This is a genomic window from Gemella haemolysans, from assembly GCF_012273215.1.
Lineage (GTDB): Bacteria > Bacillota > Bacilli > Staphylococcales > Gemellaceae > Gemella > Gemella haemolysans_A.
The window spans coordinates 576,202-598,937 of record NZ_CP050965.1; the positions used below are offsets into that span (position 1 = coordinate 576,202).

The window sequence follows — 22,736 nt, forward strand, 5'->3', positions numbered from 1 at the left end:
TAAAAAAACAAAAAAAGTTAGTAAAATGCATGAGAAAATGAAAAAAATTCTCAAAATTCATTGTGTTATTTCTAAAAAAGTTTTATAATGGAATATGTAGTTAAAACTGATAAAATAAACTTTATTAGTAAAAATCTTATCAAGGAGTAACTAGATGCAAAAAACAAGACTAGAAAGCAATGTAAATGAAAATATTATCCAAGAGGAGATTCAGATTCTTACTGAAATGTTATTGAAAGCAACTCAAAAATTAATTTCAGAAGAAACTTTTCAAAAGATAGTAGAATTGAAATCATTAGCAGATCAGAAAAATTATGAAAAATTAAATCTTATTATTAAAGACTTAACACAAGAGGAAATGGAAATTGTTGCTAACTTCTTCTCAGTTTTACCTCTTTTAATTAATATTGCCGAAGATGTTGACTTAGCTTATGAGGTAAACTATAAAAATAACTCTGGTGAGTCTTACATAGGTAAGTTATCTGATTCAATAAAAAATATTAAAGATAAAAATATTTTAGATAATATTAATGTTGTACCAGTATTAACAGCACACCCTACACAGGTTCAACGCAAAACAATTCTTGATTTAACTGAAAAATTACACTCATTATTAAGAAAACATAGAGATGTGAAAAATGGTTTAATTAATGAAAGAAAATGGAGAAATTCAATCCAAAAACATATCGAAATATTAATACAAAGTGATATTATTCGTGAGAAAAAACTAAAAGTAGCAAATGAGATTACAAACGTATTAGAGTATTATAATTTATCTTTCATAAAAGCAATTGGAAAACTAATGACTGAGTATAAGCTGTTATTAGAAGAAAATAATATTGATTTAAAAAATGAAACACCGATAACTATGGGAATGTGGATTGGTGGAGACCGTGATGGTAACCCGTTTGTAACAGCTGAAACACTGAATTTATCAGCGATGAAACAGTGTGAACTTATATCTAATTATTATTTAGATAAATTAGAAAGTTTATATAGAACATTCTCAATGTCGACTCAATATATTCAAGAAAGCAAAGAATTAGAAGAATTAGCTAATCGTTCTAATGATTCATCAGTATATAGAGAAAAAGAACCATATAGAAGAGCAATATTTTATATTAAAGAAAAACTTGAAAATACTAAAGAATTCTTACTTAATGATAAGGAAATTGGAGAAAAGTACTTAACATCATTAGAATTTATTAATGATTTAGAAGTAATAAAAACATCTTTATTAGAAAATAAAGGTGAAATATTAATCACTGGAGAATTTGAGGAATTACTAAATGTTGTGAAAATCTTTGGATTCTATTTAGCAAGTATAGATATGCGTCAAGATTCAAGTGTCTATGAAGCTTCTGTAGCAGAATTACTAAGAAGTGCTAATATTGAAAAAGACTATAGTTCTTTAAGTGAAGATGAAAAATGTAAATTGTTATTAAAACAATTAGAAGAAGATCCACGTCCTCTAAGTATTAATGATGAAGATAAACAATCAGAAGAATTAAGAAAAGAGCTTGCTATTTTTAGAACAGCTAGAAAATTAAAAGATAAACTTGGAGACAATGTTATTAAACAAAACATTATATCTCATACGACTAGTGTGTCAGATTTATTAGAACTAGCGATTATGCTTAAAGAAGTTGGATTAGTAGGTAGTGATTTTGCTAGGTTACAACTCGTACCATTATTTGAAACAATTGAAGACTTAGAAAATTCATATGAAGTTATGGATAAATACTTAAGCTTAGATATAGTGAAAAAATGGGTGAGTGATAATGGTCGATACCAAGAAATAATGTTAGGATATTCAGATAGTAACAAAGATGGTGGATATTTATCATCAGGATGGTCTTTATATAAAGCTCAACAAGAACTTTCTTCGCTTGGTGAGAAACACAATATCAAAGTTACATTCTTCCACGGTCGTGGTGGTACTGTAGGTCGAGGTGGAGGACCAAGTTATGATGCGATTATTTCACAACCACTAGGAAGTGTTCAAGATAGGATCCGACTTACGGAACAAGGGGAAATTATAGCTGCTAAGTATGGAAATAGTGATGCTGCTTATTATAATCTAGAAGCATTATTCTCTGCTGTAATTCAAAGAATGAATGCCGATAAAGTGAATACTGACATTAGAGATATTCCAGAAATTCAAATCATTATGGATGAAATCGTTGATGATAGTTATAGTAAATACCGTGAGTTAGTGTTTGAAAATCCAAACTTCTACAATTATTTCTTTGAGGCAACCCCAATTAAAGAAATATCAAGTTTAAATATAGGTTCTCGTCCAGCATCACGTAAGAAAATTACGGATATCGGTGGCTTAAGGGCTATTCCTTGGGTATTTTCATGGTCACAAAGTAGAATTATGCTTCCAGGTTGGTATGGAGTAGGAACAGCATTCTCTAATTTTATCAATAAAGACAAAGCAAATATTGAAAAGCTACGTTCTATGTATAAACAATGGCCATTCTTTACATCATTATTATCAAATGTAGATATGGTTATGTCAAAATCAGATATGGATATTGCAAAAGAATATGCAAATCTATGTAATAATGAAGAAACTAAAAATGTATACGAAGAAATTCTAAGAGAGTGGAACTTGACTAAACAAGTAGTACTAGAAATTTCAGAACACAAAGAGTTCTTAGAAGATAATACATATTTAACTCGAAGTTTAGAAAATAGGTTACAATACTTTAATACTCTAAACTTACTACAAGTGGAATTGATTAAACGTGCAAGAGAAGGTAAATTGCCAGAATCTCAAATTAATACAATTCACATAACAATTAACGGAGTTGCTACTGGACTTAGAAACTCAGGATAATATAAAAATGACACTAAGATTGAATCAGTCTTAGTGTCTATTTTTACGGCTTCCTAATCATTTATAATTCTGAAAAATACCTAAATGAAGATACAAAAAGAATAGGAAGTTGCTCAAAAATCGTGATTTCGAAGAAATGATATGTACCCCCTTTTACTGGACAAACCAGTGAAAGGGGTATTTTTATGCGTTATAGTTTTGAATTTAAAGTAAAATGTGTTGAGATGTATGAAAGAGGGGAATATCCAGAAACACCGAACGGAATAACCACTAGAAAATTTAAAGATACTATTAGAAAATGGAAAAGAATGGTTGATTCGTTAGGAGTAAGTGTCTTGCGACATAAAACAAAAAATAAGAAGTGGAATCCAGAAGAAAAACTAGTATTAGTTTCTAAAATTTTAGCTGGTTATTCATATAATTCCGTTGCACTAGACAATGGAATTAACTATAGGACACTGTATAAATGGGTTCAAAAATATAAGGAAAAAGGTTATAATGGACTTGTAGATGAAAAGAAAGAAAGACCAAGAAAGGTACCTATCATGAAAGAAAACAGTAGTCCTAAACCATTAAAAGAATCAGAAAGAGAAGAATTAATTAGATTACGTGCAGAAAATAAATTTATAAAAACGGAAATCGAAAATATTAAAGCGGAAAAAGAAATAATAAAAAAATTAATAGCCTTGAGGCGAGAAAAATGGGCTGCGCAACTCAAGGCGAAAAAGCAGCAATCATCAAAGAACTTAGAAAAAAAGGATATCAATTAAAATGTCTTTTACAAGAAATAGGAATGGCAAAATCAACGTATTATTATTTAGTAAATAAGGAAGAAGTAGATGTTGAGGCTATTCGTAATGAACCAGTGTTAAAAGAAATTAAAATTATTTTTACCGAAAATAAAGGACTATATGGTGTCCGTAGAGTTCACAATGAACTAATTAATAGAGGTTTTAAAGTAAATCATAAACGAGTACAAAGTCTTATGCATAAAGAAGGATTGAAAGGGAAAACTCCTAAAGAAAGATACCATTCATATAAGGGAACAGTAGGAAAAGTCGCTAATAATATAATAAATCGAGATTTTAGTACGACTGCTCCTTTACAGAAATGGACTACAGATGTATCACAATTCAATTTTTCATGGGGAAAGTGCTATTTTTCAGCGATTCTAGATATGCATACAAATGAAATAATATCATATGATTTATCTTTACATCCAAATTTAGATCAGATAAAAAGGATGTTAGAACAAGCATTTAATAAATTTCCAAATACAGAAGGATTAATTATGCATTCTGATCAAGGGTGGCAGTATCAACATTCACACTATAGAAGTGAGTTAAAAAAACATGGAATCATTCAATCGATGTCTAGAAAGGGAAATTGTTATGATAATAGTATCATGGAATCACTTTTTGGAAGAATGAAGACGGAGATATATTATGCTTATGAAAAGGTTTATATGTCATTTGAAGAGTTTAGTAAAGCTGTATCTGAATATATAAATTATTACAACAACAAGAGAATTCAATCAAAAACAAAATGGATGCCTCCTGTACAATACAGGATAACATCCACTTGTCTAAACTAAATATATATGTGTCCAGAATTCTGGGTACACATCAAAATCGATTTTGTCGAGTCACCCCCGCACAGTTTATAAGATATCTAAAAAGCTTTTATAAAGCGACTTTAGATATCAATAAACCACTGCGTCTATAAGTTCTCATAGACACTTTGTTAAATTTTATGACTTTTGGGTCAGCCCCTTAATTTGTTTTATTTAACTTTTATAGCAATATAGCTATTAGGGGCTACAACAGTACCAAAAGGTGTTGAATAAATTTCATTGTTTCCAAATATTTTTTCACCAAAATAATCTTCAATAAAGTGAGCCTTAGAATCTAAGTTTATTATACAAAGAATGTTATTACGTCTATATGCAACACATTTTTCATTAGTATAAATAAATTCAAAATTTGTAATAAAATCATCTTTATTTTCATTTCTAAATTTTGATAATTCTATATAATGATTTAGTAAATCTTCATCTTTATTATTATGAGAAAATCCTAGTCTGTTATATGGGTCTCTAAATCCATACATACCAATTTCATCACCATAGTAAATACAAGGAACACCAGGTAATGTAAATTGTATGAAACTAGCAAATTTCAATAGATTTTTAGCTTTGTTATATTGTTTTTGTGACATTTTATATGTTGGACGTTCATGAACAGGTACATCTTCTGGATTGTTAAATGCTAATATTGTAAGAACACGCTCAGTATCATGACTTCCAAGTAAATTCATCACCGCATCAAGGGAAGGGCGAGGATAGTTTTCTACCAATTTTAGTATTTCTAGGGTAAAATCATCTGCATTTTTATATTTTACGAAATTAATAATAGCATTTTTCCATGGATAGTTCATTACACTGTCTAGTTGATCACCTAAGAAATATCGACGTCGTGTATTGTAAGAAATTTTATTAGTTGCATCTTCCCAAACTTCTCCGATAATTAGGGAATCTTTATCATAGTATTTTGCACTTTCACGAATTCTATCTAAGAATTCATCAGGAAATTCATCAGCAACATCAAGACGCCATCCAGCAATTCCTAATTTTTGCCAAAAGTTAACAACACCAGTATCTTTATTATTTATGAAATCACTATATTCTTTGTTTTCTTTTACCACTGTAGGTAAATTGTCAAATCCCCACCAAGAGTGATATTCGTTAGGGAAATTAATAAAATTAAACCAAGAATAGTATGGTGAATTTTGAGAGTTATAAGCTCCAATACTGTCATAATTGTTATATCGATTGAAATAAATACTGTCAGAACCTGTGTGGCTAAAAACACCATCTAGAATAATTTTAATATTATCTTTTTTGAAATCTTTACAGAATTTTTCGAATTGCTCATTAGTTCCAAAATAAGGGTCAACATTAAAATAATCGGCAGTAGAGTATCGGTGATTCTCAGGGCTCTCAACAATAGGATTTAAATAAATACTTTCTATATTTAATTTCTTAAAGTAATCTTTTTCTTCCTCTATCCCTAATAGATTCCCCATTAGGAAATCTTTAGCACCATAATTATCATGAGTAATAGATGAGTGTGGAACGCTGTACCAATTTTTATGTCTAATTCTTACATTTTCATTTTTTGCTATTGTTGCGGTATATTTATCACTTCGTTTAAATCTATCTGGGAAGATTTGGTACATAATTGAACCTTTGTACCAATCTGGTGTAGTGAAGTTTGCATCGTAGACTGTAAGTTGCCAGTCAGGTAAGTCATCATTACTATTAACTAACTTAGCATTTAATCTATCATTTTTTAAATATACATTAAAATTATCAAAATGTACTTCAAAATGATAAAAGTATAAGCCAATATTAAAAGGATCAAACTCTACGAAATATTTAGAATAATTACTTTCAGTCTTTTCTTTAAATTTCAAACTTTTAGAAATAATCTCTTCAGAAAATTCATTTTTTATAATAATTTTGAAATCATTAAAATAAAAATCATCTTTAATTAACACTTCAAAATGAAAAACATCTTTATTTTTTATTGCTCCTTTAGGAAATTTATTTTTTATAGGATTAAATTTAATCATTTTTTCTTCTCCGAAATATAAAATTTTCATTATCAATTTGTTTTACAAAAATAACAATCTTAATTTTAATACAAAAATATTTAAAAGTAAATGTTAATATTTTAAAAAATAGAATTTGATTAGTATTAAAGCATTAAATTTGAGATAAAAATTTGTAACGAAATAGTAAAGAAAACATTTACATAAAAGCTTTCATATGTTATACTATAGGTATAAAAAATAAAGAATAAATTAGTGTTGATTTGAACTATTTTTTATGAAATTTTTATAAAATTAAATTTTTTTAAAAACTGAAGAAAACGTTTACTTTTTATTGAAAAGGGGGTTATTTAGTGAATAGTAATATGGCTGAATATTTATTCCATGAAGGAACTAATTACCATAGTCATAAATTTTTAGGATCGTTTTTAGAAGGGGATTCTTGTACTTTTAGAGTATGGGCCCCAAACGCGAAAAGAGTTTTTGTTACAGGTGAGTTTTGTTCTTGGTATCCACATACATATGAAATGAAAAGAATAAATGATAGAGGAATCTATGAAATTCAAATTCCAGGAGTTAGCGAGTTTGATACCTATAAATATGTAATTGTAACACATAGTGGGGTTGAATTATGGAAGGCAGATCCCTACGCTAAGCATGCTGAGACTAGACCGTTAACAGCATCAAAAGTTTATACTTTACCAGAATATAAATGGAAAGATAAAAAGTGGATGGATAATAGAACGGTACCTTATCATCAGCCTATGAATATTTATGAAGTACATCTTGGATCTTGGAAACATAATGAAGAGGGTAAAGAACTAAGTTATAGAGAATTAGCACATAGACTGGTAGAGTATGTAAAAGAAATGAATTACACTCACGTTGAGTTATTACCGATCACAGAATATCCATATGATAAATCATGGGGATATCAAGCTACAGGTTATTTCTCTCCTACATCAAGATATGGGACACCGGAAGATTTTATGTATTTTGTTGATATTTGTCATCAAAATAATATTGGGGTAATACTAGATTGGGTTCCAGGACACTTTACAAAAGATGCTCATGGATTATATGAATTTGATGGAACACCATGTTATGAATATTCTGATACGAGAAAAATGGAACATGAAGGTTGGGGAACTAGAGTATTTGACTATGGTCGCAATGAGGTTAAGTCATTTTTAACATCAAGTGCAGTATCATGGATTGAAGATTATCACATAGACGGAATCAGAGTCGATGCTGTTAGTTCTATGATTTTTCTAAATTACTGTCGTGATGAAGATAAGTCGGCACGAAATATTTATGGTGGATTTGAGAATTTAGAAGCAATAGATTTTCTGAAAAATCTTAATTTGTATATAAAAGAAAATTATCCAGGTGTAAGTATGATAGCAGAAGAATCAACTAGTTATCCAAAAGTAACTGCTGCTGTTGAACATGGTGGTTTAGGATTCGACTTCAAATGGAATATGGGATGGATGAATGACAGTCTTGATTATTTAGAAACAGATCCTTTCTTTAGAAAAGGAGTACATAACAAATTTACATTTTCTATGCATTATGCATTCTCTGAAAATTTTATTCTTCCAATCTCACATGATGAAGTAGTTCATGGGAAAAAATCTCTTTTAGATAAGAGTCCTGTTCCATACGAAGACAAATTTGCAAACTTTAAAGCATTTTTAGGATATATGTATGCACATCCAGGGAAAAAATTATCATTTATGGGAATTGATATTGCTCAATTTATCGAATGGGATGAAGAAAGAGAACTTGATTGGTTATTAATGTTATATCCTAAGCATGTTTTTACACATAGATATGTAAAAGAACTTAATAAGTATTATAAAACTACGCCAGCACTATGGGAAAACGACAGTGATTGGGATGGTTTTAGATGGCATGTTGTAGATGATAATAATAACAATGTTTTTGCTTTTTCTCGTAAAGATAGATCAGGTAAAGAAGTCATAGTAGTTAGTAATTTCTCAAATCAAGTATTGAAAAATTATGAAATTGGGGTAGATACTTGGGGAAGCTATAAGATTGCGCTAAATTCTGATGCTAAAAAATACGATGGTATTGCAGTATCAAATAGAAATCTTAAAACAATTAATAAAGAAAAAAATGAATTTAAATATACGTTGAGTTTAAACATTCCGCCTTATGCGACAATGTATATAGAAAAGAAATAACAAGTTTTGAAGAAGGGGGTCAACTTAATGGCACGAAAAAAAGAAGTTGTAGCTATGCTACTAGCAGGAGGACAAGGTACAAGATTACAAGTATTAACAAAAGATATGGCTAAACCAGCTGTACCTTTTGGTGGAAAATATAGAATTATAGATTTTCCACTTTCAAACTGTGCTAACTCTGGAATTTCAACTGTAGGAGTACTAACTCAATTTATGCCTTTGGAACTTAACTCATATATGGGGAATGGTCAACCATGGGATTTAGATAGAATGGATGGAGGATTGTCTATTTTACCACCTTATACTGCTGGAAAAACTGGAGAGTGGTATAAAGGAACTGCAAATGCTATATATCAAAATATTAAATATATAGAGCAATATAATCCTGAATATGTTCTTATTTTATCTGGGGATCACATTTACAAAATGAATTATAAAGAAATGCTAGATTTCCATAAACAAAAAGGTGCAGATTTAACAATTGCACACATTAATGTGCCAATTGAAGAAGCTAGTCGATTTGGGATTCTAAATACAAATTTTGACCTTAAAGTTACTGAATTTTTAGAAAAACCAGAAAATCCAATATCTACTAAAGCATCTATGGGAATCTATATTTTTAGTTGGCAACAATTAAGGGAATATTTAATTCGTGATGAAGAAAATCCAGATAGTGAAAAAGACTTCGGTAAAAATATAATTCCAATGATGTTAAATGAAGGTAAAAATATTTATGCATATCCATTTTATGGGTATTGGAAAGACGTTGGTACAATTGAAAGCTTATGGGAAGCTAATATGGACCTTATTAAAAATAAAGAAAACTTCAATATAGATGATAGACTTTGGAGAATTTATTATCGACACGAAGGAGCTATGCCACAATATTTAGGAAATAGCGCTAATGTTAAAAATTCTATGATTTCTGACGGTACTTTAGTTTATGGAACTATTTCAGAATCTATAATTTCTTCAGGTGTTAGAATTGAAGAAGGCGCAGAAGTAGTAGGAAGCATCATCATGAAAGGTGTGGTAATCGAAAAAGGTGCGAAAGTTTACAATTCAATCATCGCAGAAGGTTCAGTTGTTAAAGAAAATGTAGAAGTTGGGAATAGAGAAATCGTTTTAGGAAAAGAACAAATAACTGTAGTAGGTAGAGATGAAGTTGTAAAAGAAAATAGGAAAGTAGAGGGAAAATAATATGGTAAGAGCGTTTTGTATTTTATTTGCGGATAACTATCGTAATGATGATCTACAAGGATTAGTAAGAAATAGAACACTAGCATCTTTAGCGGTTGCCTCAAGATATAGAATGGTTGACTTCATGTTATCTTCTTTAGTGAAAGCTGAAGTATCTAATATTGCAGTAGTGACAAATCATCATTACAAATCTTTAATGGATCACTTAGGTTGGGGGAAAGACTGGGATCTTAACAGAAAAAATAGTGGATTGAAGTTTATAACGCCGATGTCAAATCATCAATCAAATAGAGTAGCACAAAACAAAATTGAAGCATTAGGGGATGCAGCTAGATATGCGGATACATTATTAGAAGAATACTGTATACTTGCTGATGGAAATATTGTTGGGAATATTGATTTTAAGGAAATGGTAAATTACCATAAATCTACAAATGCTGATATAACATTAGCTTATACGTATAGAAAACCTCAACAACGTGAGTCGCAAATTATTTTTGATGACAAAAACAGAGTATATGATAGTTTATATCATTATGATGGATATGATCAAGTTTGTCCGACACAAGTTAAAATATATATTATGTCTAAAGACATGTTTAAAGAACTTGTAAAAAAAGGTATGACATATGGATGGCAAGATATTCTATTAGATTTCATTACTAAGAATTTCCATAGATTAAATGTTTATGGTTATGAAATTAAAAATTATACAAGAACAATTAATAGTGTTCAAGAGTTTTATAATTTTAATAGAGATTTATTAGACCCTAATAAAATGAATGAATTATTCTTATCAGGAACTGATATCCTAACTAGGGTTCAAGATAGTGTACCAACTACTTATGGAGATGGAGCAATCGTAAAAAATTCTATACTAGGAGATGGTTGTGAAATTAATGGAATTGTTGAGAACAGTATATTATTTAGGGACGTAGTAGTTGAAGAAGGAGCTGTTATTAAAAACTCTATAGTAATGTCTAATAGTGTTATTAAAAAATCAGCTTACTTAGACTATGTGATTTTAGACAAAGAAGCAACTGTTTCAGAAAGAGTTGAATTAAAAGGAACTGAAAATTGCCAAGTTATTGTCGAAAAAAATAAAGTAGTATAATAAAAAATACGGGTTAGGATAAAATGTGGGAGATATTTGTAAAATCTTCGATTTTCGAAAGAAAAAAGAGTATAATAAACAGATAGACTACATCTAAAACTAACCCTTTTAGTATGAAATAAATAACGAATAAGGAGAATTATAATGAAAATATTATTCGTGGCAGCTGAAGCGGCACCATTTGTTAAAGTTGGAGGACTAGGGGATGTAATAGGATCATTACCTAAGGCACTTCAAGATGAAAATGTAGAAGCAAGGGTAGTTCTACCGTTGTATTCTACTATAGATAGAGAAAAGTACGATTTAAAATATAAACAACATATCTTTGTTAATTTAGGTTGGAGAACTGTTTACTGTGGAATTTTTGAAACACAAGTAAATGGAGTAACATATTATTTTATTGACAATGAACAATATTTTAACAGAGACAGTGTTTATGGACAACAAGATGATGGAGAGCGTTTTGCATTTTTCTCAAAAGCAGCACTAGAAATATTACCACATATAGATTACAAACCAGATGTAGTTAACGCTAATGATTGGCATGCTGCATTATCAATTATCTATTTAGATGATATTAAGTCAAGAGGACAAGGTTTTTATCAAAACATTAAAAGTGTAATATCTATCCACAATATTGAATTTCAAGGGAAATTTAACCCGTATGAAATGGGGAATTTATTCGGTTTAGACAATAAATACTTCGATGCTTTAATTTATAAAGGTGATTTAAATCTATTGAAAGGTGCTATTCAATTAGCCGATAGAATAAATACGGTAAGTGAAACTTATGCACATGAAATATTAGACCCATACTTCTCATATGGCTTAGATGATATACTAAGAGTAGAACAAGGTAAACTTCACGGTATAATTAATGGTTTGGATATTGATAAGTTCAATTCAAAAACTGATAAAAATATTTATAAGAACTTTGATGTTAAAACATTAAAAAATAAAGTAGAGAACAAATTGAAATTCCAAGAAGAGTTAGCATTAGAAGTAAATGAAAATATACCTATGATAGGGATGGTTACTAGATTAACTCACCAAAAAGGAATTGACTTAGTTCTTCATGTTGCTGATGAAATTTTAAAAACAGGTGCTCAACTTGTGATTTTAGGAACAGGTGATCGTCATTATGAAGATGCACTTCGTTCATTAGAATATCGTCGTCATGATAAAGTAAGAAGTTTAATTATGTTCTCATCAGAAGTATCATCAAAAGTATATAGCTCGTGCGATATGTTCTTAATGCCATCTAAAACTGAACCATGTGGTTTATCTCAACTTATTTCAATGAGATATGCAACTATACCGATTGTTCACAGAGTTGGTGGTTTAAGAGATACTGTAGAACCATTTGATGGAAAAACAGGAACAGGGTTTACATTCGAAAGTTTTGATGCATATGATATGTTAGATGCAGTATACAGAGCAACATATTGCTATTATCAAGAACGTCATATTTGGAATATAATTATGAAAAATGCAATTCAACAAGATGTAAGTTGGAAAAAATCAGCACTACAATATATTAATATGTACAACGAGATCGTCTAACAAGATAAATTATAGGAGAGACTAATGAAACAACAAGAGTTAGAACAAAGAATAGAAAAGTATTTAAAACGACAATTTGGTATTACAATACAATCAGCTAGTAAACGTCAAGTTTATGAAGCATTAATGAGTACTGTTAGAGAAAAATTATCTGAGAAAAAATTTGTGTATGAACAAGAATTAAAGAAAACAAAGCAAAAACGTGCTTACTACATGTCAATGGAGTTTCTTGTAGGTAGAACTTTGAGAAACAATTTATTTAATCTTGGAGTAGAAAAAGAAATCAAAGAATACCTTGCAGAAAATAACTTCGATTTAGATGAAATTTATGATATTGAACCAGATCCAGGTTTAGGGAATGGTGGTCTTGGGCGTCTTGCTTCATGTTATTTAGATGCTTTAACAAGTAGTGATTATCCAGTAACAGGTTTTTCTATTCTTTATGAATACGGAATCTTCAAACAAGTGATTAACAATGGTTGGCAACAGGAGTTTCCAGATTATTGGTTAGACTTAGGGAAATACGGTTTAGTTTATAGAAATGACGAAGAAATTGAAGTTAGATTCTATGGTCACGTAGAAGAAAAAATGACTGAAAATGGATTTACTGTAGAACACAAAGATTATACTTCGATTCAAGCTGAACCATATGATTTATTAATTTCAGGATATAAAACAAAAACAGTAAATACCTTAAGATTATGGGAAGCAAAAGCAAAAACTGGATTTAATATGAAATTGTTTGAACGAGGGGAATATTCAAAATCTTCAGAAGCAGAAGCAATAGCTTCATCAATCTCTAAATTATTATATCCAGCAGACAGCACAAATGAAGGTAAAGAATTACGTATTAAACAACAATACTTCTTTATTAGTGCTTCATTGCAACAATTAGTGAAAAATCATTACAATGAATTTGGAACATTAGAAAACTTAAGTGAACATGTTGCATTACATATTAATGATACTCATCCAGCGATGGGAGTTCCGGAATTGATGAGATTATTATTAGATGAATACGGATATTATTGGGACAAAGCATGGGAAATTACCACTAAAACTTTTGCCTACACTAACCACACAATTATGGCAGAGGCATTAGAAAAATGGTCTGTAGATTTATTTAAACCATTATTACCACGTATTTACTCAATTATTGAGGAAATTAATAAACGTTTCTGTCAATGGGTAATAGATCAAGGCAAAGACTACACTTTAGAGGAAACTGCAATTATATATGATAATCAAATAAGAATGGCTAACTTATCAATAGTAGGAAGCCACAATGTTAATGGTGTATCAAAACTACATAGTGATATTCTTGTAGAATCTACATTTAGAGCATTTAACGAATTGTATCCATCTAAATTCGGAAATGTAACTAACGGTATAGCTCACCGTAGATGGTTAGGACAGGCAAACCCTGAACTAGCATCATATCTAAAAGAATTAATCGGTGATGATTTCGTTAAAGATTTATCTAAAATCAGTAAATTAAATGATTATAAAAATGACAAAAAAGTTGTTGCTAAACTTCAAGAAATTAAAAAAATTAAAAAAGAACAACTTGCTACTTACATTCAAAATACAACAGGTATAACTGTAAATCCAGAATCCATCTTTGATGTACAAGTTAAGAGACTACACGAATATAAACGTCAATTACTGAATGCATTACACATTGTATACTTATATAGAGAAATAAAATATAATGGATTACGTCCAGTACCAAGAACATTTATTTTTGCTGCAAAAGCATCATCGGGATACCAAATGGCTAAAAATATAATCAAATTTATCCACTCAATCTCTCAAATGATAGAATGCGATGAATTAGTGCGTGAATACATCAAAGTTGTATTCTTACCAGATTACAAAGTAACACTTGCAGAAAAAATTATTCCAGCGGCTGATATTAGTGAACAAATTTCACAAGCCGGAAAAGAAGCAAGTGGCACAGGTAATATGAAATTAATGCTAAATGGAGCTTTAACATTAGGAACACTTGATGGAGCTAATGTAGAGATTCATGAAGCGGTAGGAGATGATAATATCTTCATCTTCGGTTTAGAAACTCCAGAAGTTGATGCATTATATGCTCATGGATATAAACCTTGGGAATACTACAACAATTCAGTAAAAATTAAAGAAACATTAGATTTTATTAGAACTATGACTGTAGGAGGTATGAACTTCAACTTTATCGTAGACTACTTATTAACTCAAGATAACTATATGTGTCTAGCTGACTTTGAAAGTTATGTTGCAGCTCAAGAAAAAGTTGCCGAAACATATCAAGATAAAGAAAAATGGGGACAAATGAGTTTAGTAAATACAGCTAACGCTGGTATCTTCTCTGCAGATAGATCAGTAGCTGAATATGCTAAAGATATTTGGAACATAAAAAAAGTAAAATAGAATATTAATCTAGAGGGTGACCTAATAGGAAAATTTTCCTTAGGTTGCTCTTATTTTTGTTAGGCTATAAAATATCAACGAATAACAAAGAGAAATATTATTTAAATTTAGATATAATGTATATATAAACACACCATTCTCATAGATAAAATACGATTAATATGGTAAAATTAAAAGGAAAGACTGTGCCAATTTTAAAATTAATATTTATTTTGAAATGCACACTTAGTAAATAAAAAAGAGGTAACTATGGCAAAAGAAAGAGCAGATGTCCTTTGCGTAAGTCAAGGATTATTTGAATCAAGAGAAAAAGCAAAACGAGCTATAATGGCTGGTATAGTTTATAATGATAATATTAGAATTGATAAAGCAGGGGAAAAGATTGAATCAACTGCTGAACTTAGAATTAAAGGTAAACAGATGCCTTATGTAAGTCGTGGAGGACTTAAATTAGAAAAAGCAATTAATGAGTTAAACTTTGACGTTAAAGACAAAGTAATGATTGATATCGGTTCATCAACTGGAGGATTTACAGACTGTGCGTTACAAAATGGAGCAAAGTTCGTATATGCTTTAGACGTGGGTACTAATCAACTTGTGTGGAAACTACGTAATGATGAACGTGTAAAAGTAATGGAACAAACAAACTTCAGACATTCTGTTAAAGAAGATTTTGATGTTTATGAAATTGATATAGCTTCAATTGACGTTTCATTTATTTCGTTATCATTAATATTACCAAATCTTGCTGAAATAATAAAAGATGGTGGAGAAGTCTGCGTACTTGTAAAACCTCAATTTGAAGCTGGAAAAGATAAGGTAGGAAAAGGTGGAATCGTTCGAGACATAAAAGTTCAACTAGAAGTCGTAGAAAAAGTATTGCTACTAGCGAACAGTGTTGGATTCAGTATGACAAATCTATCTTATTCTCCAATAACAGGTGGAGAAGGGAATATCGAATTCTTAATGCTTCTTAAATACAATGCTGATAAAGAAGTGGAAAACAGTAAAATCAATATAGAGCATATTGTAAATAATGCTCATAATCACTTTAAATAGAGGAGGAGCCAATGTTAATTCAGTTAAATATTAAGCAATTTGGAATAATTGAAAAAGCTACTATAGAACTTAAAAATGGTTTAACTGTCTTAAGTGGAGAAACTGGTGCAGGAAAATCAATGATTCTAGCGGCAATTTCGCAACTATCTGGTCAAAGAACATCAACGTCTTATATTCGTTACGGTGAAGAGAAGGCAAGTGTTGAAGGTGTATTTGATTTTCCAAAGAGTAAAGAAGTTAAAGAGATTTTTAATGAACTTGATTTAGACCTTGAAGATGAGGTTATTGTAGTTCGTCGTGATATTTATAGTAGTGGAAAGAGTGTTTGTAGAATTAATGGAACTATAGTTAATCTGTCTACATTAAAAAAAGTAGCCGCTCATTTATTAGATATTCATGAACAACACGATAATCAAGTATTATTAGTAGAAAAAAATCACCTAAACTTGGTAGATTCATTTAATAGAGAAAAAATTCAACCTGTATATTCAAAATACAAAGAAAAATATAAAGGATACCAAGTAATTAAGGAAAAAATTGATAACTTAAAACAACAAGAAAGTGATGTTCTTCAGAAAGTTGATTTCTTAAAATTCCAGTATAAAGAATTAAGTCAGATGAAACTTAAAAAAGATGAAGATTTAGATCTTGAAAAGGATATTGACTACTTAGAGAATTTTGAAAAAGTAAATACACTTGCTCATAGTATTACAGATGGTATAGATGGTGAGTATGGAGTATTATCAAAACTTGCAGAAATTAGATCTAATCTAGGGGAACTAACTAGGTATAATTCAAACTTTGAAGAAAAATATGAAGAAATTACAAATTTATATTACATTCTTGATGATTTAAAATATGAAGTTTCTAGTTATACTGATGTAATTGAATATGATGAAGAAAAATTAGATCGTTTAATTTATAGATTAGATAAAATAAAAACATTAGAGAAAAAATACTCTAAACCACTTAATGATCTAATTGCCTTTACTGAGACGATTAAAGAAGAATTAGATGAGTTAGAAAACTATGAAGAGAACTTCGAAAACTACTTAGAAGAAGGTAAGAAAATCGAAGAAGAACTGACGACTCTAGCTGAAGAGTTAAGTTCAATAAGAAAAGAGACAGCATTAAAACTTGAGAAACTTATTCAAGATGAGTTGAAATTTTTATACATGGAAAAAAGTACAATTAAAGTTGATTTTAAAGAAAAAGATTTTTCATCAACAGGAAAAGACGATGTTAAGATATTAATTAGTGCAAACCTTGGTGAACCGCTAAAATCATTATCTAAAGTTGCTTCAGGTGGAGAACTTTCAAGGGTAATGTTAGCTCTGAAAATAATTTTCTCAAGAAGTATAGAAGCTACTTCGATAATATTTGATGAAATTGATACTGGAGTAAGTGGAAGAGTATCACAAAGGATGGCTGAAAAAATGTATCAGCTTGGTGTAGGTTCGCAAGTACTTTGTATTTCGCACTTACCTCAAACTACAGCCTTAGCAGACACAAACCTACTAATCAGTAAAGAAATAATTGATAAGAGAACATTAACTGTAATTAGAGAACTATCAGAAGAAGAGAAGATTGCTGAAGTAGCAAGAATGGTGTCAGGAGACACTATGACAAAACTTTCTGAAGAACACTCTATTGAAATGTTAAGACTAGCAGAAAAAACTAAAGCAGAAATAAAAGAAAAACTAAACAAATAGTTACAAAAAATACCAAAAAGGTATAGGAGGAACATGACAAAAGAAGGAAAAATTTTAAAAGCACTTAGTGGATTTTATTATGTGGATTGTAATGGAGAAATAGTTACGTGTCGCGCACGAGGGAATTTCAGAAATGAGAATATCACACCATTAGTAGGTGATGATGTAAAAATTCAAATGAGTGATAATAATACAGGATATGTAGTTGAAGTTTTAGAAAGAAAAAATGAATTACTAAGACCTAAGGTTGCGAATATAGATTATAGTATTATTGTAGTATCTGTTAAAGATCCTGAGTTTTCAAGTAAGCTACTAAATAAAACAATTTGCTTAAATGAAAATAGTGACGTAGATATTATTATCATTTTTACTAAGTTAGATTTATTAGATGATGATGAACTAGAAAAAATGAAAGAAATAATGAATTACTATTACGAAATAGGATATCAAGTGTTCACAAATTCTGAAGAAGATATCGATAGATTAAAAGAAGTTATTTCTAATAAGTACGTAGCGATTTCTGGACAATCAGGTGCAGGGAAATCTACGTTCATTAATAAACTAGCAGAGCACCTTGATATCGAAACAGGAGAAATTTCTAAACATTTAGGGCGTGGACGACACACGACTAGACATACGGAATTTTATCAAATTGATGATTTTTATATCGCAGATACACCAGGATTTTCTTCACTTGATATTACATTTATTGAAAAAGAAGATTTACAATACTTATTTAGAGAGTTTCATGACTATGATTGTAAATTCAAACCGTGTAATCACATGGAGGAAATTCAATGTGGTGTCAAAGAAGCGGTAGAAAGTAAACAAATACTAGAAAGCCGTTATGAAGACTATAAAGTTTTATTTATAGAAAAACAAAATCAAAAAAGAAAATATATAAAGGAGAGATAAGATGAAGAAAATTTTACCCTCAATATTATCAGCAGATTTTGCTAATTTAGAAAGAGATATTAAAGAATTAGAAAATATAGGAATTGATATGTTTCATATAGATGTAATGGATGGAAATTTCGTTCCTAACATTTCTTTTGGATTTCCAATAATTGAAGCAATCCGACCTAAGACAGATAAAATTTTTGATTGTCATTTAATGATTGCTAATCCAGAAAATTATGTAGAACAATTTTGTAAAGTTGGTTGCGATATGGTTTCTTTTCATATAGAAGCAACTAATCATGCAGATAGATTAATACAAGTAATCAAAGATAATGGAAAAAAAGCTGGTGTAGTATTAAATCCTCAAACACCACTTGAAAGTATTAAATACTTATTACCAAAATTAGATTATGTTCTAATTATGACTGTTAATCCAGGGTTTGGTGGTCAGAAGTTCATTCCAGAAATGCTTGAGAAAATAGAAGAATTAGGTAAGATAAGAAAAGAAAAAAATTATAACTTCTTAATAGAAGTAGATGGTGGAATAAATGTAGAAACATCGAAAGCTTGTAGAGATAAAGGTGCAGACTTATTAGTTTGTGGATCATTTTTATTCGGAGCAAGCGATAAAGAAAAAACATTAGGTGAGTTGTTAAAATAATGAATACAAAAAAAATAAGCATAATGTTAGGTGGGGTATTTCCAGATGAATTACCTTCATCTGACTTATGGTGTGGAGTAGATAGAGGAGCATTGTACTTACTTGATAAGGGGATAAATCCATTATTAAGTTGTGGAGATTTTGATTCGATTACTTCTGAACAAAGAAAAGAAGTAGAGGGAAAATCCAAGTATTTTAGAGTAAAGGATAGTGAAGATTTAACTGATGCAGACTTCGCATTAGAAAATATACTAGAACTATTTGATTCAGTAGAAGAAATAGATATATACGGAGCAACAGGTAGAAGACTTGATCACTTCTTTGGAAATATTTTACTTCTAAATAATGAAAAATATAACAGTGTTAAAGTAAAAATTATTGATGATAATAATATAATAACGGTAGCCCATAGTGGACAAAATATTTTTGAAAAAATTGAAGGGTATAAGTATTTCTCAATAGTCCCAATATATAAAGATACTAAAATGACTATAAAAAATTCTAAATACGAAGTAGAAAATCTGATTTTGACTCTAAATCGTCCTAATGCAACAAGTAACGAATTTGCTAATGAAAAAGCAATTGAGTTGGAAGTAAGTTCAAATGTATTAGTAATATATTCTAAAGATTAGAAGGAGACATTATGATTGAGATAATACAATTTATGCTTATAGCTGTACTTGCTGGTTTTCTTGGTTCTTTAGTAGGTTTAGGTGGAGGAATAATTATAACACCGGCCTTAACAATCTTATTTGGTATAGATATTAAATATGCAATAGGAGCTAGTATCGTAGCGGTAATAGCGACTAGTAGTGGTTCAGCAATAGCATTCGTGAAAGATCATATTAGTAATATGAGAGTAGGTATGTTTTTAGAAGTATTTACAACTGCGGGAGGAGTCGTAGGAGCTCTTATGGCAGGAATATTCTCTTCTAAATTGCTATATATCTTTTTCTCGTTAATTCTATTGAATTCTTTTTATGGTATGCTTAAGAAAACAGGATTAATAACTAAGCTGAAAAAAGAAGAAGAAAAGGTAGTAAATGATAAATATGCAGACAGATATAAGTTAAATTCAACATATTACGATAAAGCGACAGGTAAAACCATAGCATATAATGTTACTAATGTTCCTCAAGGATCACTAGTAATGTTTGGAGCAGGTTTTGCAAGTGGATTACTTGGGATTGGTAGTGGAGCGTTCAAAGTTGTCGCATTAGATAGTTATATGAAATTACCTATAAGGGTAAGTACAGCAACGAGTAACTTCATGATGGGTGTCACAGCAACAGCAAGTGCTCTAATTTACTTCTTTAATGGAACAATCAATCCAGCAATCGCAGCTCCTATAGCTATAGGAACTTTAATAGGATCTAGAACTGGAGCTAAGGTAATGCAAAGATTAGATGCAAAATATATACGATATATATTTCTACCAATCTTATTATTTACAATAGTTAACATGTTCTTAAAAGGTGTGGGGGTACTTTAATATGGAAAAGAAAAGAGATATAAATGTCGTTATTTCTAATATATTAAAGACTGGAGTATTTATTAGTTCATTCTTTATTATAACAGGGATAATACTAAGTTTTATACATGGAGTAGATGGTGTTTTAACTATAGAAAGGTATACTTTCATAGAAATGCTAAAAGGATTAACAACATTAAATTATTACTCATATTTAATGTTTGGGATATTCTTATTAATATTAACACCTGTACTGAGAATAATCGGGTTGCTTTATGTTTATCTTGAAGAAAAAGATTTTAGATTCGTGAGAATCTGTTTATTAGTACTAATAATTTTAATAGTTAGTCTAATGCTAGGAGTAACTCACAATTAAAATAAGAAAAAATTTAAAATAAGAAAAGTATGACTATGCGATAATAAAGAATCTATCGTCAAATGTGAACAAAATGTGAACGAAAAATGGTAAAAAGTAGGAAAAGTGCTACTTTTTATCATTTTTGTTTTGCTATAATAAAGACTATGTTATAAAATAATATTATAAATATTTGCACTAAATATAATTTAATATTTTTAAAGGAGGTATATCTATGTTGGATCCACTATTACTTGCTAGGATACAATTCGCAGCGACAACAGTGTTCCACTTCTTCTTTGTACCGATTACTATTGGTATGGTGTTCTTAATCGCGATTTTTGAAAGTATTTATGTTAAAACTGGCGATGAGCATTACAAAAGAATTACGAAGTTCTTTGGTCATTTATTCCTAATTAACTTCGCTGTTGGGGTTGTTACAGGTATCCTACAAGAGTTCCAATTTGGTATGAACTGGTCTGAATATTCTTCATTCGTAGGAGATGTTTTTGGACCTTCACTTGCGATAGAAGCATTACTTGCATTCTATCTTGAGTCAACATTTATCGGTATTTGGATTTTCTCTTGGGAGAAAATTAACAAAAAATTACACGCAATGTGTATTTGGTTAGTAGGTATCGGAACAGTTATGTCAGCGTTCTGGATTTTATCTGCTAACTCTTTCATGCAACACCCAGTTGGTGTTAAATACGTTGAGAACAATGTAATTGGTAAGAAAGCAGAGATGATTGATTTCTTTGCAATTATTAAAAACCCATATTTATGGAACCAATTCCCTCACGTAATTACAATGGCGATAACTGTAGGGGCATTTACAATTGCAGGTATTGCATCTTGGAAAATGCTTCGTAAACACGAAGTTGCAATCTTCAGAAAAGCTTTTAGAGTTTCAATTATTGCTGCTCTAATCGGTTCAACTGGATTATTCGTAACTGGGCACTCTCAAATGCAATATTTAGTAAGAGAATATCCTATGAAAGTTGCAGCTGCTGAGGCACTATATGAAGATACAGGAAACTCAGCACCATTCTCAGTGTTAGCAACAATCGATCAAAAACAACAAAAAGCAGAACATTATATTGAAGTTCCAGGTATGTTAAGTTTCTTAGCATATGATAAATTTGAAGGAAGCCTTAAAGGTATGAAATCTCTTCAAAAAGAAATGGACGAAAAATATTATCCAGTAGTTGGAAAACATATTGATTACACACCACATGTGCCGACTATTTACTACTCATTCAGAATTATGTCAGCTTCTGTGGGTATCTTAATTCTAATGTCATTACTTGGAACTATTTATTCATTCAAGAGAACTGAAACTAAGAAACGTTGGTTCTTAAAACTTATGCCTTGGACACTTCTAGTAGCTGAAGTTGCTACTGCTTGTGGTTGGATTATGGCAGAGATGGGACGTCAACCATTCTTAATCTTTGGAGTTATGGCTACTGAATCAGGAGTTTCACCAAACTCTGGTGCATCAGTGTTATTCTCATTATTAGTTTTCTGTGTGTTATATACAGTATTAGGTATTATACAATTTATCGCATTCAGATACACAATGAACAAAAAAGAAACAACTGTGAAGGAGGTAGCATAGT

The 22,736-nt window shown here is 30.1% G+C and carries 17 protein-coding genes; 16 read left to right on the top strand and 1 reads right to left on the bottom strand.

Features of this window, described 5'->3' with window-relative positions; translation table 11 throughout:
* The first annotated feature begins 154 nt into the window (after window positions 1-154).
* The 3 genes from ppc (at window position 155) to FOC48_RS02825 (ending at window position 4,439) form a co-directional block, all read left to right on the top strand.
* Complete coding sequence (ppc, locus tag FOC48_RS02815; RefSeq protein WP_003146319.1) at window positions 155-2,845, top strand: phosphoenolpyruvate carboxylase; 2,691 nt, start codon at window positions 155-157, stop codon at window positions 2,843-2,845.
* Between the two features lie 185 nt (window positions 2,846-3,030).
* Window positions 3,031-3,615: a transposase gene (locus FOC48_RS02820; RefSeq protein ID WP_172497837.1), complete on the top strand. Its 585-nt coding sequence runs from the start codon at window positions 3,031-3,033 to the stop codon at window positions 3,613-3,615.
* Window positions 3,546-4,439 (top strand): IS3 family transposase, encoded by an 894-nt coding sequence (locus tag FOC48_RS02825; RefSeq protein ID WP_172497839.1) that lies wholly within the window; start codon window positions 3,546-3,548, stop codon window positions 4,437-4,439. The genes FOC48_RS02820 and FOC48_RS02825 overlap by 70 nt, the downstream gene beginning before the upstream one ends.
* Window positions 4,440-4,627: 188 nt before the next feature.
* Here the strand turns inward: FOC48_RS02825 and FOC48_RS02830 are convergent, their stop codons facing one another.
* Window positions 4,628-6,478: a glycoside hydrolase family 13 protein gene (locus tag FOC48_RS02830; protein ID WP_003146314.1), complete on the bottom strand. Its 1,851-nt coding sequence runs from the start codon at window positions 6,476-6,478 to the stop codon at window positions 4,628-4,630.
* Window positions 6,479-6,810: 332 nt separating this feature from the next.
* Between FOC48_RS02830 and glgB the strand changes: the two genes are divergently transcribed.
* The 13 genes from glgB (at window position 6,811) to FOC48_RS02895 (ending at window position 22,735) form a co-directional block, all read left to right on the top strand.
* Window positions 6,811-8,664 (top strand): 1,4-alpha-glucan branching protein GlgB, encoded by a 1,854-nt coding sequence (gene glgB / locus FOC48_RS02835; protein WP_003146312.1) that lies wholly within the window; start codon window positions 6,811-6,813, stop codon window positions 8,662-8,664.
* 27 nt (window positions 8,665-8,691) lie between these two features.
* Window positions 8,692-9,864 carry a glucose-1-phosphate adenylyltransferase gene (locus FOC48_RS02840; RefSeq protein WP_003146310.1) on the top strand — a complete coding sequence of 391 codons (1,173 nt, stop codon included), beginning with the start codon at window positions 8,692-8,694 and terminating at the stop codon, window positions 9,862-9,864.
* Window position 9,865: 1 nt separating this feature from the next.
* Window positions 9,866-10,978: a glucose-1-phosphate adenylyltransferase subunit GlgD gene (glgD, locus tag FOC48_RS02845; protein WP_003146309.1), complete on the top strand. Its 1,113-nt coding sequence runs from the start codon at window positions 9,866-9,868 to the stop codon at window positions 10,976-10,978.
* 144 nt (window positions 10,979-11,122) lie between these two features.
* Window positions 11,123-12,541, top strand: coding sequence for a glycogen synthase GlgA (gene glgA, locus FOC48_RS02850; protein WP_003146307.1), 1,419 nt, complete (start codon window positions 11,123-11,125; stop codon window positions 12,539-12,541).
* A gap of 24 nt (window positions 12,542-12,565) precedes the next feature.
* Window positions 12,566-14,959 carry a glycogen/starch/alpha-glucan phosphorylase gene (locus tag FOC48_RS02855; RefSeq protein ID WP_003146306.1) on the top strand — a complete coding sequence of 798 codons (2,394 nt, stop codon included), beginning with the start codon at window positions 12,566-12,568 and terminating at the stop codon, window positions 14,957-14,959.
* Window positions 14,960-15,208: 249 nt separating this feature from the next.
* Window positions 15,209-16,018 carry a TlyA family RNA methyltransferase gene (locus FOC48_RS02860; RefSeq protein WP_003146304.1) on the top strand — a complete coding sequence of 270 codons (810 nt, stop codon included), beginning with the start codon at window positions 15,209-15,211 and terminating at the stop codon, window positions 16,016-16,018.
* An 11-nt stretch (window positions 16,019-16,029) separates the two neighbouring features.
* Window positions 16,030-17,730, top strand: coding sequence for a DNA repair protein RecN (recN, locus tag FOC48_RS02865; RefSeq protein ID WP_003146303.1), 1,701 nt, complete (start codon window positions 16,030-16,032; stop codon window positions 17,728-17,730).
* Window positions 17,731-17,763: 33 nt separating this feature from the next.
* On the top strand, window positions 17,764-18,645 hold the full coding sequence (gene rsgA / locus FOC48_RS02870) for a ribosome small subunit-dependent GTPase A (protein ID WP_003146301.1): 882 nt from the start codon (window positions 17,764-17,766) through the stop codon (window positions 18,643-18,645).
* Between the two features lies 1 nt (window position 18,646).
* Complete coding sequence (rpe, locus tag FOC48_RS02875) at window positions 18,647-19,291, top strand: ribulose-phosphate 3-epimerase (protein WP_003146300.1); 645 nt, start codon at window positions 18,647-18,649, stop codon at window positions 19,289-19,291.
* Entirely contained in the window at window positions 19,291-19,923 is a 633-nt protein-coding gene (locus FOC48_RS02880) for a thiamine diphosphokinase (protein ID WP_003146298.1), read from the top strand. Before rpe ends, FOC48_RS02880 begins: the two co-directional genes overlap by 1 nt.
* Before the next feature lie 11 nt (window positions 19,924-19,934).
* Window positions 19,935-20,783 (top strand): sulfite exporter TauE/SafE family protein, encoded by an 849-nt coding sequence (locus FOC48_RS02885; RefSeq protein WP_003146296.1) that lies wholly within the window; start codon window positions 19,935-19,937, stop codon window positions 20,781-20,783.
* Between the two features lies 1 nt (window position 20,784).
* The gene (locus FOC48_RS02890; protein ID WP_003146295.1) at window positions 20,785-21,138 is read left to right on the top strand and encodes a DUF1634 domain-containing protein; all 354 of its coding nucleotides are present in this window, start codon (window positions 20,785-20,787) and stop codon (window positions 21,136-21,138) included.
* A gap of 214 nt (window positions 21,139-21,352) precedes the next feature.
* The gene (locus FOC48_RS02895) at window positions 21,353-22,735 is read left to right on the top strand and encodes a cytochrome ubiquinol oxidase subunit I (RefSeq protein WP_003146293.1); all 1,383 of its coding nucleotides are present in this window, start codon (window positions 21,353-21,355) and stop codon (window positions 22,733-22,735) included.
* Window position 22,736 lies beyond the last annotated feature (1 nt).

Coding starts and splice junctions, on each gene's coding strand:
- FOC48_RS02820 (WP_172497837.1), top strand. CDS start 3,031: ATGCGTTATAGTTTTGAATTTAAAGTAAAATGTGTTGAGATGTATGAA.
- ppc (WP_003146319.1), top strand. CDS start 155: ATGCAAAAAACAAGACTAGAAAGCAATGTAAATGAAAATATTATCCAA.
- rsgA (WP_003146301.1), top strand. CDS start 17,764: ATGACAAAAGAAGGAAAAATTTTAAAAGCACTTAGTGGATTTTATTAT.
- FOC48_RS02860 (WP_003146304.1), top strand. CDS start 15,209: ATGGCAAAAGAAAGAGCAGATGTCCTTTGCGTAAGTCAAGGATTATTT.
- recN (WP_003146303.1), top strand. CDS start 16,030: ATGTTAATTCAGTTAAATATTAAGCAATTTGGAATAATTGAAAAAGCT.
- FOC48_RS02855 (WP_003146306.1), top strand. CDS start 12,566: ATGAAACAACAAGAGTTAGAACAAAGAATAGAAAAGTATTTAAAACGA.
- FOC48_RS02890 (WP_003146295.1), top strand. CDS start 20,785: ATGGAAAAGAAAAGAGATATAAATGTCGTTATTTCTAATATATTAAAG.
- FOC48_RS02825 (WP_172497839.1), top strand. CDS start 3,546: ATGGGCTGCGCAACTCAAGGCGAAAAAGCAGCAATCATCAAAGAACTT.
- FOC48_RS02840 (WP_003146310.1), top strand. CDS start 8,692: ATGGCACGAAAAAAAGAAGTTGTAGCTATGCTACTAGCAGGAGGACAA.
- FOC48_RS02830 (WP_003146314.1), bottom strand. CDS start 6,478: ATGATTAAATTTAATCCTATAAAAAATAAATTTCCTAAAGGAGCAATA.
- rpe (WP_003146300.1), top strand. CDS start 18,647: ATGAAGAAAATTTTACCCTCAATATTATCAGCAGATTTTGCTAATTTA.
- glgA (WP_003146307.1), top strand. CDS start 11,123: ATGAAAATATTATTCGTGGCAGCTGAAGCGGCACCATTTGTTAAAGTT.
- FOC48_RS02880 (WP_003146298.1), top strand. CDS start 19,291: ATGAATACAAAAAAAATAAGCATAATGTTAGGTGGGGTATTTCCAGAT.
- glgD (WP_003146309.1), top strand. CDS start 9,866: ATGGTAAGAGCGTTTTGTATTTTATTTGCGGATAACTATCGTAATGAT.
- FOC48_RS02885 (WP_003146296.1), top strand. CDS start 19,935: ATGATTGAGATAATACAATTTATGCTTATAGCTGTACTTGCTGGTTTT.
- FOC48_RS02895 (WP_003146293.1), top strand. CDS start 21,353: ATGTTGGATCCACTATTACTTGCTAGGATACAATTCGCAGCGACAACA.